Genomic DNA, 14,551 nt, shown 5'->3' on the forward strand with positions numbered 1-14,551 from the left:
ACCCCGTCTCATCAACAATGGAATAAGGAGGATCTCAATGAGTGCCGCGGAACATCAAGCCGCTTCAACAGCCGAAGCCCCCAAGGCTGGTTACAAACCTATCGACGAAGAAGCTTTCGAAATGAAAACCGGCAGTGATCTGGGCAAGGCCGCCCTGTTCGTCGCCCTGTTGGCCGTCGTCCTGATGGTCATTCTCTATTTCTCCCAGCAGCAGAGCATCACCGGCGTGACCGAAAAGCTGGATGAAGTTCAAGGCGTGAAGCAAGAGTTGGTCGCGGTTCAGGGCCAGATGGCCGACTTGGAAGGCGAAATGGAAGCCCTGGTTGAGAGCCTGAAGGACCTGCCCAAGGAAGCCAAGCGTGTGGTTCTCTCCAGCATGCTCACCGAGTCCGCGAATAAGATCAACTACCTGAGCACCCAGGTGGAAACGCAGGCTCAGCAGTCCAAGCTGCAAGAGATCCAGAAAATGCTTGAGGATCTTCAAGAAGAACTGTAATCCCCGCCTCGGTCCGGCCACCCCGATGATCGCCGGACCGCTTCCGGGAAGAGACGAAAAAAACCGGCAAGGAGCATATCCACAGTCGCGACTTGCTGGCTTTTTGAATACACCACCACCAACGCCGACGTAGCTCAGTTGGTAGAGCAGCTGATTCGTAATCAGCAGGCCAGGAGTTCAAATCTCCTCGTCGGCTCCAGGAAAAAAAAATCAAGGGTTTGCGATGAAAATCGCAAACCCTTTTTTAATGCTGGAAGTATTTTGTCCAACTCCTGTCCAAAGAATGGGGTCCACTTCACCTCCGGCGTACTCGGCTTTCCGACGATGGCCGACGCTGTGCCCTATACTGCACGGGTGTCCGGAGTTGCTCCTACTTCCTTACCTTCATCCTGCTTGCCCGGCGCTAATCGATTTGCCCATGCAGCGATCTCTCTTTCCAGGGCCGGGGTCCAGGCAGCGAGAAACTCCTTGTACAGGTCGTCCCACATCTGAAAGAACCGTTCGACCAGGAAGAATTTTTCCAGAAATACTCCGTCCAGGTCTTCCTTGTCCTGAACATCGACCTTGGGCGTTTTGACGTTCATCTCGAAGTTTGCGCTCACGCTGGCCGACCAGGATTCCTGGGTGTTTTCGTCGTTCAGGGTCAGGTTGGCCGCTGAGATGCGCTTGGCGTCGGCCATGGCGATGAGCAGTTCATCCATGGGTTCGCCCTGCCAGCCGGAGACCGTGCATTTTTCCAGACCGTCGCCGACGAGCTTTTCCAAAGCCACTTTCCCGCCGGACTCCAGGTGCACCCCGTTGATGGACCCGCCATCCACGGCTGTGCGCAACAAGTGGGCCAGGAACAACGAGGGGACTGTGGTCGGCAAAGGGGCGTCATAGGCGTCGATGCCAGCCTCGAACACCTCTTCGGCCCGTTTTTGACCCGCCAGGCGTCTGGCCAGCCAGGCTGGAGTCAGGCGTTCCAGTTCCACTCCGAAGGTTTGCTCGAAAAGCTCGGTGAAGGTTTCCACCGCGAACTTGTTGTTGGAGAAGAAATAGACCACCTCTTCCTGCGGAGCGTAGAGCACGTCGATGGTCCGGGCCTCGGGCTGGGTCTTCATCAGCAGGTGCAGCTTGGTCTGTTCCTTGATCTCCTGACGCCGGTCCTTGGGCACGGCCTTGCCCTCCCGGTCGGCTTCTTCCGTGATGCGTTTCTTGGCCAGACGGCTCAACACAGCGGGCTTGACTTTGCGCGTATCGATGCGCAAGGCCCAGGTGTACAGCACCCCCTTCTGAATCGGGGTCAGGGCGAACGTCGTATCGTCCATGTCATCGATGGAGGTCCAGCCGACGGAAAGTTCTTCGGCTGATTTCTCGATATCCTGGAAAGCGAAGGCGGTCAGCCTTTCCTTGAAGTCAGCGACATCCAGGCTAGGCAGGGCAAAACGCGATATTTGCGAAGAGGAACTGAAAAATCCCATGAAATATTTCTCCTTTATCTGAGTGTTGAAAACGTCCTTTGTCGGCAGTCCGTTCAAGAAAAAGCTATTCGGACACGTCCTGTGTCCGGCCCCTACGGGCTGTGGCTTCGCCACATTATCAATTTGCCATCCTGGCAATCGAATCAAGGTCGAAGCGTATTTATTGATACGTGAGAGTTTGAACTTTTTGCCGCGACGCAGCAATTGGGAGTTTTTCAACGTTATGGTTTCACGGAAACGACATGCGCATCAGGGTGGTAACAAGCGAGCTTTCCCTAGAAGACGGCTGGCTGAAGGTCAAGGAACGCCATGCGGCTCGTCCTGCCTGGCACGTCCTGGTTTTGATAATCCCTGGCTCCGGAAGACGTTCACGGGTTGGCTGGCGATTCGGTGAGCTGCAGCAATCGACAAATAATCAAGTTTTGAAAATGTTTAAAAGAAATAAATCAAGAAAAACAAGCTCAAAAGCGAAGAGGCGGCTAATTCTCGCTAAATTTATCGTACGAATGGTTGCGTTTACGGTTTTTACCTTGGTGATCGTTTCAGTTTTCCTGATAGGAATTCTTCGCTTTGTTCCTCCCCCAACCAGTGCGTTCATGGTCAAAAGACAATTGGACGGCTTGTTTCAGCAGGAAAAGTCTGCACGAATCCATTACCAATGGGTAGACTGGGAGTTCATATCGCCGCACATGGGCCTTGCCGTGGTTGCGTCTGAGGACCAGAAGTTTCCACACCACAGAGGGTTTGATTTTCAATCCATTAGTGACGCTCTGGAAGAAAGGCGAACCAAAGGGCGAATTCGTGGAGCCAGCACTATAACACAGCAGGCAGCCAAGAATCTTTTTCTGTGGGAAGGCCAAAGTTTTGTGCGCAAAGGTTTTGAAGCTTGGTTTGCGTTATTGATGGAGATGCTCTGGTCCAAGAGACGGATTCTGGAAATATATCTCAACATCGCGGAGTTTGGGGACGGCGTCTATGGGGTGCAATCAGCGGCAGTGATATTCCTCGGTAAGGAGCCTTCTCAGCTGACCAGGAGAGAGGCTGCGCTCATGGCCGCCGTGTTGCCCAATCCAAAAAGGTTCAGCATCGTTGCCCCTTCCGGGTACATGCAGCAAAGAACTCGGCAAATTGAGAGGCAGATGAACAATCTCGGTGCGTCCTACCTGAAGCATCTCTGAACGTTGAGGAAGGGATGTCATGATGGCTGAAAACTGTGCGCTCTGTAAATCTAGAGCTGGATTGATACAGATTTTCTGCTTACTCCAGCAATTCCGGGTTCTTGGACGTTGGACGTGGAATTGCTGTGGGCCGAGTAGCTCCTTGGTGGGTGCTCTGATCAGGTAGATCAGGTAGATCAGGTAGATCAGGGAAATGAACGTCGCCTAATTCTATTCCCCCTGGCTCGTGAGCGTGCTGCCTGGAAGAGGCTGTTCAATCCTTCCAGTCTGGCTCGTTCCGGCATCAGGCACTGCGTTCTGGCCGGACAACAGATGAAAAAAAGACTGGATGAACCTCCCGGAAACCACGTCGATCAGAGGAAAGGAGAGGTGTTTGCGGTGGGGAAATTTTCCGGCCAGGGCCAGGAACAGCCCCTGGGACAATTCCTCGGTACGGTCTTGGCAGTGCTTGATGAACGCGATTTCGGAGGAGGTTTCCGGCAGGTCGGAAAACCGGCAAGACAGCGGGCGAGAGGAAAAAATCAGGCAGCGTTCGTCTCTGGACAGCGGACAGATGTGACCTTGCGGAGCGCTGAGCCGTGTGTCGATCTCGCCTTGCTCTCTGGAGCGCTTGCGAAGGGCGCGACAGGCCCTGGAAATCTCTCCGCACTGCTTGATGACCTCCAACCGTTGGGCGCTATGCATTTTCCGGTTCAAATGGTGCGTCAGATGGGCCGCTTCGACCAGGGATACCTCCACGTCGCAGCGTGAACAGCACACGGCATGGTCGGCCCCGCAGAGGGCGTCGACGCCCTGCTCCCGCAGGCGATTGTCGATCTCGAAAAGCAGGGCTTCATGGTCCGCGAAGAACGGGCTCAGGTCCACCAGGGACTTCCATTCCAGAGAGGGTTCCCGTATGGTCAGTCGGCCTTCCTTCTTGCCGATTTTGCGCACCAGCCACCATTGATCGAAATTGGCCGGCTGGGAGCGCAGCTTTTTGATCTTCTGCTTGACCAGCTTGCTGCCCAGGCCTCGCCGCAGGAGGTAGGCCGAGATGACGGTTCCGGTCCGCCCAATGCCGTGGCGGCAATGGACGTAGACCTTCTTGCCCAGGTAGATGGCCTCGTCCAGCCAGGCCAGGGCTTCTTCCAATGCCTGGAGTTGGGGTGCTTCCTCGTCCTCGATGGGCAGATAGTGGACCTCGAAGCCCTGCTTGAATTCGATGTCGTGCAGGTCGCAGTATTCGGCGCACAGATTCAGAATAGCATCCACGCCTTCGGCCCGGAGATGGTCCAGGTGGTCGTAGGACATGGGAGCCGGTCCGGTGGCTAGGTTCGGGGTGACCCAGTAGAGGGGGTATGCTCCTGTCTCGCTCATGATCGCTCCTCGGGCCGGCTCCATTTGGTCCGCATCTCCTCAGCCAAGCGTAGCGCATGTTCGCGGCTTTCCAGGGCCATGTCCAGCAGAGGGGTGCGTCCCAGGAGGTACCCCAGGATGTTCAGCCGCAGCTCGGTGCGGCGCTGGTCCTGGCGGGTGCATTTGGCTTCCAGGAGGTCTTCCCGGATTCGGACCTGGAAGTCAAAGGCCCGGAGCACGGCCCGGATCATCTCCAGGCGCCAGGCTTTTTTATCGTCGGCTCCGCCTCCGCCCTTGAACCGGAACTGGATGTAGTTTTCCTCGGCCCGTTCTCCGGCCAGGCAGTCCAGCACGGCGAAATGGTAGCCGAAGCGCAGTAGCAGGTGGGCGTAGTGGCGGGCCAGCAGGGCATAGCTGCTTAAAAGGGAGGACTTGAGGCTGAAGATGCCGCCGCTGACCTGATCGAAGCGTTCCCAGTCCAGATGCAGTAGCCCTTCGGACCAGGCCACGTCTTTGTCCGTCAGTCCGGCCCACACGGCCAGCATCGGCCCGCTATGGACGTGCTCCAGGGTCAGGGCGCGCTCGTTCTCGGCCCCGGCGTGAAGCCCGTCGCCCAGGTCCAGGACGTGCATCACGATGGGAATCTCGCTTTCCAGCGGCTTAGCTCGGCGCATGCCCCGGCCCTTGACGTCCATCAGGGAGAACATTTCCCGGGTGCCGTGCTCATGAACGAACCGGACCACGTCGTGCACGCTGCGGCAGTGCTCCGGGGTGAAGGTATCGGCCTCCGGATCGGTCAGATTCAGGGACGCGATCAGCTTGAGCAGCGGGGCCATCCGTCGCTGGAAGGGTGTGGGCGGCTTGGCCCGCTGCTTTTGTTGCCATTGAAGCAGCTCCCGGACTTCGCCGTCGTAGACCACGCCGCGGTGGGCGTCCATGGTCACCAGGCGGTCCTGTTCCAGGATCGCGGCCCCGCTGCCGATACCGACGATCACCGGCAGGCCGAACTCCCGGGCCACGGAGGCGAAATGGCTGGCTTTGCCGCCCTGCTCGGCGATCACGCCGGCCGCCTTGTGGACGATTTGGACCAGGGAGGGCGGAATGCCCGGAGCAAGGACCACGGCCCCCTGGGGCACGGCGTCCAGGTCCGCTTCCGAAGTGATGCGGTGTATCCGGCCCGAAGCGACCCCGGTGCTGGCCGGAGTGCCCAGGTCCAGGATCGAGGCCACGTGGTCCGAGGGCTGGGGGGTGGCGCGGTCCGCCTCGTCCATGACTCCCGACGGAGCGCTGTCGTTGTCTTCCCCCGTGGCTGTGACGTGGATCGGGCGGGATTGAAGGATCATCAGGTTGCCGGAGTGATCCTGGGCCCATTCGATGTCCTGGGGACAACCGAAGACCTGCTCCAGTTCCAAGCCCCACCGGGCCAGGGTCGTGGCGGAGGCGTCGTCCAGGCAGAGTTCGTCGCGTCGCAAGGTGGGCAGGGGGCGGTCGTCCTGTTCCGGAGCGGCCTGCTTGGCCAGAAAACGGGCCGGATCCTGGCGGGAGACCAGAAAGGTGTCCGGAACCGCGCTGCCGTCCACCAATCTGCTTCCCGCCCCGGCCACGGCGGAGATCACCAGACAGGCGCCCTTGCACAGGTCCAGCGGGTCGCGGCTGTAGACCACGCCGCTGGCTTTGGCCTCGACCATCGGCAGAACCAGCGCGGCCATGGCCGTCTGGGCGTCGCTCAGTCCGTAGTGCAGGCGGTAGGTCAGGGCCTTGGAAGTGAACTTCCCGGCAAGGACGTCCTTGTAGGCGGACCAGAAATCCCGGCGGGAGACGTTGAGTCGCGTGGCGTACTGCCCGGCGAAAGAGGCGTCGCCGTCCTCGGCCAAGGCGCTGCTACGTACGGCGAGTAGCAGTTCCACCGGCGTCTTGCCGGTGCTTCCGGACAGGGCTTTGGCCTGGGCGCTGAGCCGGTCCAGGGCCGTTTCGATCTCCTCTGTCATGTCCTCGGGAACGTCGCCCTGGAGGATAACTTCCCGGATCCGGGCCGCGATCCGCTCCAGGCGTTCGGGTCGGCGAAAGTCCAGGGTCAGGAGCTTCTTGCGAATCATCTCTCGTAGCCCGTTGGACTCCAGAAAGCGCTGGTAGGCGTTGGTGGTAACCACCAGGGCCGGGGGCACCGGAATTTCAGTTTGGGCGATGATCCGGGCCAGCCCACGGGCCTTGCCGCCCATGACTTCGTGGTCGCCCTCCGTGGCGGGGCCTTTTTCGAGATGCAGCACGTACGGCCCTTCCGTTCGCCAGTCTTCCCGGCCAAGCAGGATTTCAATCTCCTCGCGGATGCGCCCGCAAGCCGGGGCAAGGCCCGGGTAGCCGTCCGGGGCCATGCCCTGGAGTCGGTCCGCCAGTCGGTCCATATCGTCCAGAAGGTGACGCGTCAGCAGTTCCACCCGTGACCAGTCGACCAAAATCGGTTCCCGGCCGATTTCTTCCAGGCGGGCAATGGCTTTCAGGCAGAGCTTGTCTTCATGCAGCAACTCGCGAAACAGGCTGAATTGGCGGCGCACCGCCTCATCCGGGGTAAAGACCCGTTCAGCCCAGCGCTTGATGGATGCAAGAGCCATGGTGGTTCCTTGATTTTGTTGGGTGCTGGCAGAAATGCATTGAGAGGGGTATCGTTTCCGCGCTGGAGCGTTGCAGCGAAAGGATTGACTCTACTTCGATAATGAATGAAATTGCCATAAAAATGATCAACCAATCAGGCAAGGGCATCACATGGCGACCACCGTGACCGAGCAAGAACTACTCCATATCCGGGACAAGCTGAGTTCTCGCTTCCAGTTGTCGAAAATCATACTGTTCGGATCCCAGGCCGCTGGGGCCGCGGATGAGAAGAGCGACGTCGATCTGCTGGTCATCACGGATCTTCGCGGCAAAAGAAGGCAAATGATGGTCGAGATGAACAGGGCGCTTGACGATGTGCAACATGCCGTGGATGTGATGATTCTCACTCCTGATGAGTACGAGATTGAAAAACGCATTCCAGGCACCATAGCCCGACATGCCGGGGGCCATGGCAGGGTCATTTATGAACGAGTCTGAAAATATGTTGGCTGAAAAGGCTCGCAAGTGGATGCACTTTGCCGAGGAAGACCTTCGATTGGCCGAACACGCCCTGCGGCTTGCCAGTGGGTGTCCGTACCGTCTCATAGCCTATCACGCGCAACAGTGCGCTGAAAAGTACATCAAGGCTTTTTTGGTCTTCAGCGACATCGACTTTCCATACACCCACAACATAAGGAAATTGATTCGTCTCTGCGGCGACGACATCTTCCAAACGTTGCAGGATGCGGATGCGTTGACCCCGTTTGCCGTTACGACACGATATCCTGGCCTGGACGACGAGGTCAGCAAATCAGAAGCCCTCTTCGCGATTGCCCTCGCAAAAAAGGTTAGGCAACACATTGCTCGGATACTGAGCGATAAGGGCTTGCCAGTGCGGGAAAGCGATTACGCACCCTAGCAACCGCATTCTTCAGCATCTTCAGCACCTCCCCTCACCCCTTGGCCAGAATCTCGGCGGTTTTCTCTTCCAGTTCGTCGATGTCGATGGGTTTGACGCAGTACTCGTCCGCTCCCAACTGTAAGGCCTCCTTGGCCGTTTCCAGGGTGGGGTAGCCGGTGAGCATCATCACCCGGATCTTCGGGTTGATTTTTTTCAGCTCATCCAGGACTTCCACGCCGCTCATCTTCTTCAGCTTGATGTCCAGGATGGCCATGTCCACCGGGTTTTTGCGGGCATGCTCCAAGGCAGGCTCCTCGTCGCTGAACACATGAACCTGGTGGCCCTTGCGGGTCAGGATGCGACGCAGCATCACGCCCACGTCCAAGACGTCGTCCAAAACCAGAATTTCGGCCATCATGCCTCCTTTTTGGGAATTTCAATGCACTCGTCCGGGGGGAGTTCGTTGCCTTCCAGAGGCAGCTCCACGAAAAAGACCGTTCCCGGTCCGGAATAGCCGGAGCAGTTCGGGGTGACGTCCACGTATTCGCTGGGCACCGGGCTGATGGCGCTGATCCGGCCGCCATGGTCCTTGATGATGCCGAAGGTCACGGAGAGCCCCAGGCCCGTGCCCTTGTCCACGGGCTTGGTGGTGAAAAACGGCTCGAAGATCTTGTCCAGGTCGTCCTCGGCCACCCCGCCGCCGGTGTCGGCCACGGCCACCACCAGCCGGCGACGATGGGCGCAGAGCTTGGAGGTGACGGAAATGCATCCGTCCATCCCGATGGCGTCCGCCGCGTTGTTGAACAGATTTATCCAGACCTGTTTCAGGCGCTCCTTGTCCCCGGAAATGGGCGGAATCCGATCGTCCAGACGAAGGTTGATGACGATCCGGTTCTGCCTGAAGATGTGCTCCACCAACGCGGACACCTCCCGCAGCGAGTCGTTGATGTCCATGGGCTGGGCGGCTTGTTCCGTGGTTCGGGAGAAACTGAGCAGGTCGGCCACGATCTTGCGGCAGACCTGGGCCTGTTTTTCGATGATCCCGATGTCCTGGGCCACGGGGTCGTCGGTGGGGAAATCCTTGAGCAACAATTGGGAGTAGCCGAGGATGATGCTCAGCGGGGTGTTGATTTCATGGGCCACGCCTCCGGCCAGCCGTCCCAGGTCCTCCATTTTCTGGGAATGGATCAGTTTTTCCTGGTATTGCTTGACCACGGTGATGTCCCGGGCCGTGGTCAGGAGTCCGATGATCCTGTCGTTCTCCACCACCGGAACCTTGACCACATGGTGCCATTTTTTGCCCTTGCTCCCCCGGGTCATGATTTCCTTGGACAGGGGATGGCTGGTGAGCAGGATCTGCATGTCTTCGTGAAAATTTCGGTCCGCCTGCTCGTCGCTGAAGATGTCGAAGTCCGTACTGCCGATGATCTCGGACTCCTCCCGGCCCACATGGCGAAAAAAGGCCTTGTTTACGGCGAGATAGGTCAGCTCTTCGTCCTGGAGGGTGACCATGTCCGGAGTGACGTCCAGAATGGTGTTCAACAGCTGTTTTTGTCGGGCCAGGTTGCGCTCGGAACGGCGGAGTTCCTCGATGTGGTTCTTCAAGGTCAGGGCCATGAAGTCAAAGGATTCGGCCAGGCTCTGGATCTCGTCGCCGGCGTTGCGGCGGTAGACCGGACAGTTCCGGCAGTCGTCGAGCTTTTCCGGAAAGCTGCCCGGGGAGCAGTCCGGACAAAAGGTTCCGGCGAGGTACCAGCAACGGCGCAGACGGTCTTCGTGGGCCGGGCAACGCTGCTCCTTGCAGTTCATGATTTCCCAGCAGTTCCTGCCCGGAGCGGGGCTGATCTGCACATCCAGGTTGCCCTTGACCACTTGCTCCGCGGAGTGGCGCAATGCGTTGATCCGTCGGGTCACGGTGCGGGCGAAGAAGCTTCCGCCGATCAGGGCCAACAGGGTCGCCCCGGCGGTGGCGGCCAGGTTGATCCACATCAGGCGGTCGATGGCCGCCTTGATGGTGGTGTGGGACAAGGCAATGCGCACCGTGCCCAGCCGCGAGGTTCCGACCATCACCGGCGCGGCGAAGTCGTACAGCCGTTCCCGCCCGGTATCCAGAAAGCGCATGGCGAAGGGCCGGTGGTCCTCCACCTGATTGACCTGGAGCAGGGCCACGGGAAACCCGTCGCGAAAGGTGTGGGCCATGACCTGGCCGTGGCGGTCGACGATGAAGGCGTAGATCAGGTCCTTTTGGTCGTCCCTGTCCACCATTTCGGTCACCAGGTTGGTCAGTCGCAGGAAATTCATGGACAGGATGGACTCCGTGGAGCGGGCCGAGAGGTTCACGGAGAGCACTTCACCCCGGAGCAGGGCTTCCCGAAGCACGGCCCTGGAACTGACCGCGTAGTTGATGGCCCCCAGGAGAAGGCCGAAACAGACGATGATCAGGGCCAGGCCGAGATTGATCTTGGTCTGGAAGGAAAGGCGGGAAAGGTACTGGAGAACGGCGTGCATGGCTGAGTGCTGGAAAAGTCCTTTGTTGGCAAAAACAATTGCAGCGACGCAGCAATTGGGCGTTTTTCAACGGACTGAGGGCGACCCCGTCGGCGGCTATTCCAGCCCGGCCCGCCGGACCAGCTCGCGCACGGGGTCGAAGTCCTCGGGGGTGGCCGGGAGGATGCCGCGCATGGCCGCGCTTTCCAGGATCAGGCGGTGTTCCGGGTCAGCGATGTCCAGGACGAACATGGCCTCCTTGATGTCCCGGACAACCTCGTCAGCCAATCCGGCCCGGGCGGCAAAGCTCCAGCCCGGGTAGCGCGGGGTGCGGGCCAGAATGGTGATCTGGTCCAGGTCGATCTTGTCCTTCAGTAGTTCCAACGCACCCTCACGAACCGTGCCCACGTCGTAGCGCCCGGCGTAGATGCCGAGGATGACGCTTTCCTGTTTGCCGCCCGGTCCAGGAGCGAAGACGATTTCCGCAAAGTCCTCGGGCCGGATACCGTTATCCATGAAGTGACCGAGGCCGAACAGATAGCCTCCTGCTGAGAACTGGTCCACGGCGATCCAGCGTTTGCCTCGACAGTCTTGCAGGGTGCGGATGTCCGGGTTGTCCGCCCGGGCGATGATCAGACCCCCAAAGGTTGCTTCGCCGCGGGGCTCCACGATCTTGGCGAAAACCTTGGCGCCTGAATGCTCCGCTGTCAGGGCGTAGACAAAGGGGTTGGCGTAGGAAATGTCGATCTTGCCTTGGGCGACCATGAGCATGTGCTCATGGAAGGTTTCAGGAAAGATCTGCTGGATGTTCAGTCCCGTGGTTTCAGAGAGATACTGGACCAGCTTGTGATGCCGCTCGAAGGAAACGGTATGCGAGAACTGGGGCAGATAGGCATAGGTGATCACCGGCTGGCGCTCTCCGGATGCCTGTTCCTCGCGCAAGGTCAAGTCTACTTTGACGGGTTCTGGCTGATCGCCACACGCCGTCAGGAAGAAAAGAAACAACAAGACGGGCAGGATCATCAGCTGATGTCTGGGCATTACGGGGCCTCCGGCGGAACGTGGCCGCTGCGACAGCGGAACCTTGGGGTAGGGAGGACGGTTGCGAGAGCACGTCGGCGAAGCGATCAACCCGGCAACCCTTTGTGCTTGTCCACGTCCGCCCAGGTAATCATTTTTTCCTCTTCCTGCCCTGGACGGCGCAGTTTGGGCGCGTCGTCGCCATGGAAAAAGGGCAGCCAGGGTTTGAGCTTGGCAAAGCAGATCCGGACCAGGATGTACATGGGGATGAACACGGCCGGATAGCCCACCACCTCGGGCAGCAGGGGGATGGGATAGGCCAGTTCGAATTCAACGGCCGCGAACCGGGTGTGCATCCAGGCCAGGGCGAAGGGCACGGGCCAGACCGAAGCCGCGCCCTGGGAAATGGTGGCGAAAAAGTACTTGCCCCAGGCTTCATTGGCCATCTTGTTGCAGGCCCGGTAGCTCTCCTTGTCCTTGTGAATGATCGCCTTCACGGAAAGGTTGTGCAGGCGGATGGACTCCTGTTCCAATTTCTTGATATACTTACGGTTCATGCGCCCGACCCCGAGAGAGGTCAGCTCGCCGACCAGGGTACACCAGACGGTCAAAATAAATGTGCCGAAGAAAAAACCGCTGACGGGATTGGAAAGGAGGCGAAAGGCGGAGATGAGGAAGGCATCCAGCCAGAGATGGATGGAGCCGAGGATTTCGTGAATTTCTTGCATAGAGGATTACATATCCCAGATTGAAGGGAAAAAAAAGGCTGACGGTAGCCGCCAGCCTTTTTCTCCAAGAAGGTTGTCGATCTAGCCGAAGAACATGGTCATGATGTTCTTGCCCAGAAAGCCGCGGGCCATGAAGTCCAGACCGACGTAGAAGGCCAGGACGATGAACACGCGTTTCAGCCATTTGTCCGGGATGTACTGGGAAGTGTACGGACCGACCATGGAGCCGACGACAATGCCCACCAGCTGGGTGCCGATGAGCGGCCAGTGAACAAGAACGCCCTGCTGCAGATAGCTCAGGATGCTGGTGATCATCCCGATGAGCACGGCCAGGGCGGACGTGCCGGCGGAGAGGTACATGGGCAGGCCGGTGACGCTGGTCAGGAAGGGCACGAGCATGAACCCGCCGCCCACGCCCAGGAAGGCCGCGATGGCCGCGATGACGAAGCCGCCGAGAACCGGAAACAAGGGATTGAAGGAGAATTCGACGCCGTAGAAGGTGAACGCGATCCGGGACACCGAGAAGGTGGTCATCTTCACGCCCAGTTCACTAGTGTCCACTTTCTCGCCGGATCGTTTCTTTTTCATCGTGGATTCAAAAGCGTCCGCGGCCTGCTTGGCCTTTTTCTTGCCGGCCGCACCGCGCGGCGTGGTTTCGTAGAGCATATAGCAGCCCAGGAACAAGACGAAGATTCCGAAGTACCCGACATAATCGCGGAAGGATACTTTACCGGCTGTCAGCAAGGGAATCAGATAGCTTCCAGCGATGGAGCCGATTGCCAGGGCCGCAGCCACCGGCAACACGAGCCGGCCCATCTTGTAGTAGTTGATGGAGGAGATCAGAGCACTGGTTCCGACCATGAACTGGTTGGAGACGCGGATGGAGTCCGTGACGGCCCTGTTGATGGTCGGGGCGGTCTGTCGGAACGTACCGGCATAGTTGCCCAGCCCGTAGACCGTGATGTGTCCGACGCCGGCCATGATCCCGCCGAATGCGCCCACGGTGGAGAAAATCCAGCCGACCCAGATGGCCCAGATGAAGGCCAGGATCAGGTTGATCTGCGGACCGCCCGGAATGCCGAGATAGCCGAGGGGCGCGGCGGGATCGATTTCGCCCCGTTCCGTGCCTCTGGGAGCAGCGTCAATGGCCTCCTGGAGGTTGGACACCTGAGCCCAGGATGTTTCGGCGACGATGGAAATCGCACCGAATGCAATGAGCAACGCCAGTACGAGAACCAGTTTTTTGTGCATACATCTTCCTCTCTTTTACGTTAAATTGTGGTGGTTGATTCTTCACTGAACAGTCGCTGTTAAAAATCTGCGTGCTGCTATCGATCCTTCAGCCTGTTCATCAAAACCCCTTTGCCATACTCTTCCCTGGTTTCACGAGAAGCCACGTTGGGACGCTTGAAGTCCAGCGCGTGGGCCGTACATCCGGTGACGCAGGCGGGGTTCAGACCCTGGTCCACACGGTCCATGCAGAAGTCGCACTTGAAGGCCCGACCGCTGGCATCGTCCCACTGCGGAACTTTCCAGGGGCAGGCGATGATGCAGGCCTTGCAGCCGACGCAGAGTTCTTCCTGAACATAGATGATGCCATCCTTGTCGCGGCGGGTCATGGCCCCGGTGGGGCAAGACGCGACGCACCAGGGTTTTTCACAGTGAAAACACGGCATGAACATGCTCAGAATCTTGGGCAGGCCTTTGCGGCGTATCGGCCCGACGGAGATGAGCTGGCCGAACTTCATGTCCGGCGTGAGTCGGTTCTTGGCCTGACAATGGACCTCGCAGGCCTTGCACCCAATACAGCGGTTCTGGTTTGTCTTAATGAAATATTTGCTCACAAGGACACCTCCTTCAAGGGTTAAGAGTCAGTTACGGATCAGTTCGGAGAATTACGGCAACAGAGCAGTACCAGCGACCTGGGCCATGGTGAAGATCGTCCCCGGCGCGACGCCGAGCCAGAGCACGGCGGCTGCGAGCAGTCCACCCCAGAGCAGGCCGGGGTTGGGAACCGTCTGAACGTCGCCTGATGCGCTGACGGGCGCGTCACGGGTATAGGCGTGGCGGACCAGGTTCAGGTAGTAGTAGATGGCGATGGCCGAGTTGAGCACCGCGACGATCACCAGCCAGTGATAGCCGGCCATCCAGGCGGAGTTGAGCAGGAACAGCTTGCCCATGAACCCGGCTGTGGGCGGCAGGCCCACCAGGGCGAAGGCGGACACGGCCAGGACCAGGGCCAGACCGGGGGAACGCTGATACAGGCCGTTTAAGTCATCCAGCTTGAGGTTGCGGCCGTCCGTGGACAAACGGCAGATCACCCAGAAGCAGGCCAGGTTCATTAAGAGGTAGAC

The 14,551-nt window shown here is 58.9% G+C and carries 13 protein-coding genes, 1 tRNA gene and 1 pseudogene; 5 read left to right on the plus strand and 10 right to left on the minus strand.

Going from position 1 to position 14,551, the window contains the following annotated elements; translation table 11 throughout:
* Positions 1–37: 37 nt before the first annotated feature.
* A complete protein-coding gene (locus AC559A_RS03595; protein ID WP_498816286.1) occupies positions 38–496 on the plus strand; it encodes a hypothetical protein in 459 nt (152 codons plus the stop codon).
* Between the two features lie 123 nt (positions 497–619).
* A tRNA-Thr gene (locus AC559A_RS03600) sits at positions 620–695 on the plus strand.
* 142 nt (positions 696–837) lie between these two features.
* On the opposite strand, the gene rdgC is transcribed toward AC559A_RS03600, so the two are convergent.
* Positions 838–1,959, minus strand: a complete 1,122-nt coding sequence (gene rdgC / locus AC559A_RS03605) for a recombination-associated protein RdgC (protein ID WP_498816287.1) — start codon at positions 1,957–1,959, stop codon at positions 838–840.
* Positions 1,960–2,201: 242 nt separating this feature from the next.
* Between rdgC and mtgA the strand changes: the two genes are divergently transcribed.
* Positions 2,202–3,137, plus strand: coding sequence for a monofunctional biosynthetic peptidoglycan transglycosylase (gene mtgA / locus AC559A_RS03610; RefSeq protein WP_498816289.1), 936 nt, complete (start codon positions 2,202–2,204; stop codon positions 3,135–3,137).
* 993 nt (positions 3,138–4,130) lie between these two features.
* Here the strand turns inward: mtgA and AC559A_RS03615 are convergent.
* Positions 4,131–4,517: pseudogene (locus AC559A_RS03615) on the minus strand (protein-tyrosine phosphatase family protein); the annotation flags it as partial.
* Positions 4,490–7,081, minus strand: coding sequence for a PEP/pyruvate-binding domain-containing protein (locus tag AC559A_RS03620; protein WP_498816290.1), 2,592 nt, complete (start codon positions 7,079–7,081; stop codon positions 4,490–4,492). The gene AC559A_RS03620 and the pseudogene AC559A_RS03615, both read right to left, overlap by 28 nt.
* Before the next feature lie 151 nt (positions 7,082–7,232).
* On the opposite strand from AC559A_RS03620, the gene AC559A_RS03625 reads away from it, so the two are divergent.
* Positions 7,233–7,559 carry a nucleotidyltransferase domain-containing protein gene (locus tag AC559A_RS03625; protein WP_498816291.1) on the plus strand — a complete coding sequence of 109 codons (327 nt, stop codon included), beginning with the start codon at positions 7,233–7,235 and terminating at the stop codon, positions 7,557–7,559.
* A complete protein-coding gene (locus AC559A_RS03630; RefSeq protein WP_498816293.1) occupies positions 7,546–7,980 on the plus strand; it encodes a HEPN domain-containing protein in 435 nt (144 codons plus the stop codon). The genes AC559A_RS03625 and AC559A_RS03630 overlap by 14 nt, the downstream gene beginning before the upstream one ends.
* A gap of 34 nt (positions 7,981–8,014) precedes the next feature.
* On the opposite strand, the gene AC559A_RS03635 is transcribed toward AC559A_RS03630, so the two are convergent.
* The 7 genes from AC559A_RS03635 to AC559A_RS03665 all read right to left on the minus strand — a co-directional run.
* Positions 8,015–8,377, minus strand: a complete 363-nt coding sequence (locus AC559A_RS03635) for a response regulator (RefSeq protein ID WP_498816294.1) — start codon at positions 8,375–8,377, stop codon at positions 8,015–8,017.
* Entirely contained in the window at positions 8,377–10,470 is a 2,094-nt protein-coding gene (locus AC559A_RS03640; RefSeq protein WP_498816295.1) for an ATP-binding protein, read from the minus strand. Before AC559A_RS03640 ends, AC559A_RS03635 begins: the two co-directional genes overlap by 1 nt.
* Positions 10,471–10,566: 96 nt before the next feature.
* The gene (locus AC559A_RS03645; RefSeq protein ID WP_498816296.1) at positions 10,567–11,490 is read right to left on the minus strand and encodes a phosphate/phosphite/phosphonate ABC transporter substrate-binding protein; all 924 of its coding nucleotides are present in this window, start codon (positions 11,488–11,490) and stop codon (positions 10,567–10,569) included.
* 86 nt (positions 11,491–11,576) lie between these two features.
* Positions 11,577–12,197 carry a hypothetical protein gene (locus AC559A_RS03650; RefSeq protein ID WP_498816298.1) on the minus strand — a complete coding sequence of 207 codons (621 nt, stop codon included), beginning with the start codon at positions 12,195–12,197 and terminating at the stop codon, positions 11,577–11,579.
* A gap of 81 nt (positions 12,198–12,278) precedes the next feature.
* Positions 12,279–13,448, minus strand: coding sequence for a sulfite exporter TauE/SafE family protein (locus tag AC559A_RS03655; RefSeq protein WP_498816299.1), 1,170 nt, complete (start codon positions 13,446–13,448; stop codon positions 12,279–12,281).
* Between the two features lie 77 nt (positions 13,449–13,525).
* A complete protein-coding gene (locus AC559A_RS03660; protein WP_498816300.1) occupies positions 13,526–14,041 on the minus strand; it encodes a 4Fe-4S dicluster domain-containing protein in 516 nt (171 codons plus the stop codon).
* A 51-nt stretch (positions 14,042–14,092) separates the two neighbouring features.
* Positions 14,093–14,551: proton-conducting transporter transmembrane domain-containing protein (locus AC559A_RS03665; RefSeq protein ID WP_498816301.1), on the minus strand; the 459-nt coding region annotated here is incomplete at its 5' end.

This window comes from Desulfonatronum zhilinae (assembly GCF_900182865.1).
GTDB classification, from domain to species: domain Bacteria; phylum Desulfobacterota; class Desulfovibrionia; order Desulfovibrionales; family Desulfonatronaceae; genus Desulfonatronum; species Desulfonatronum lacustre.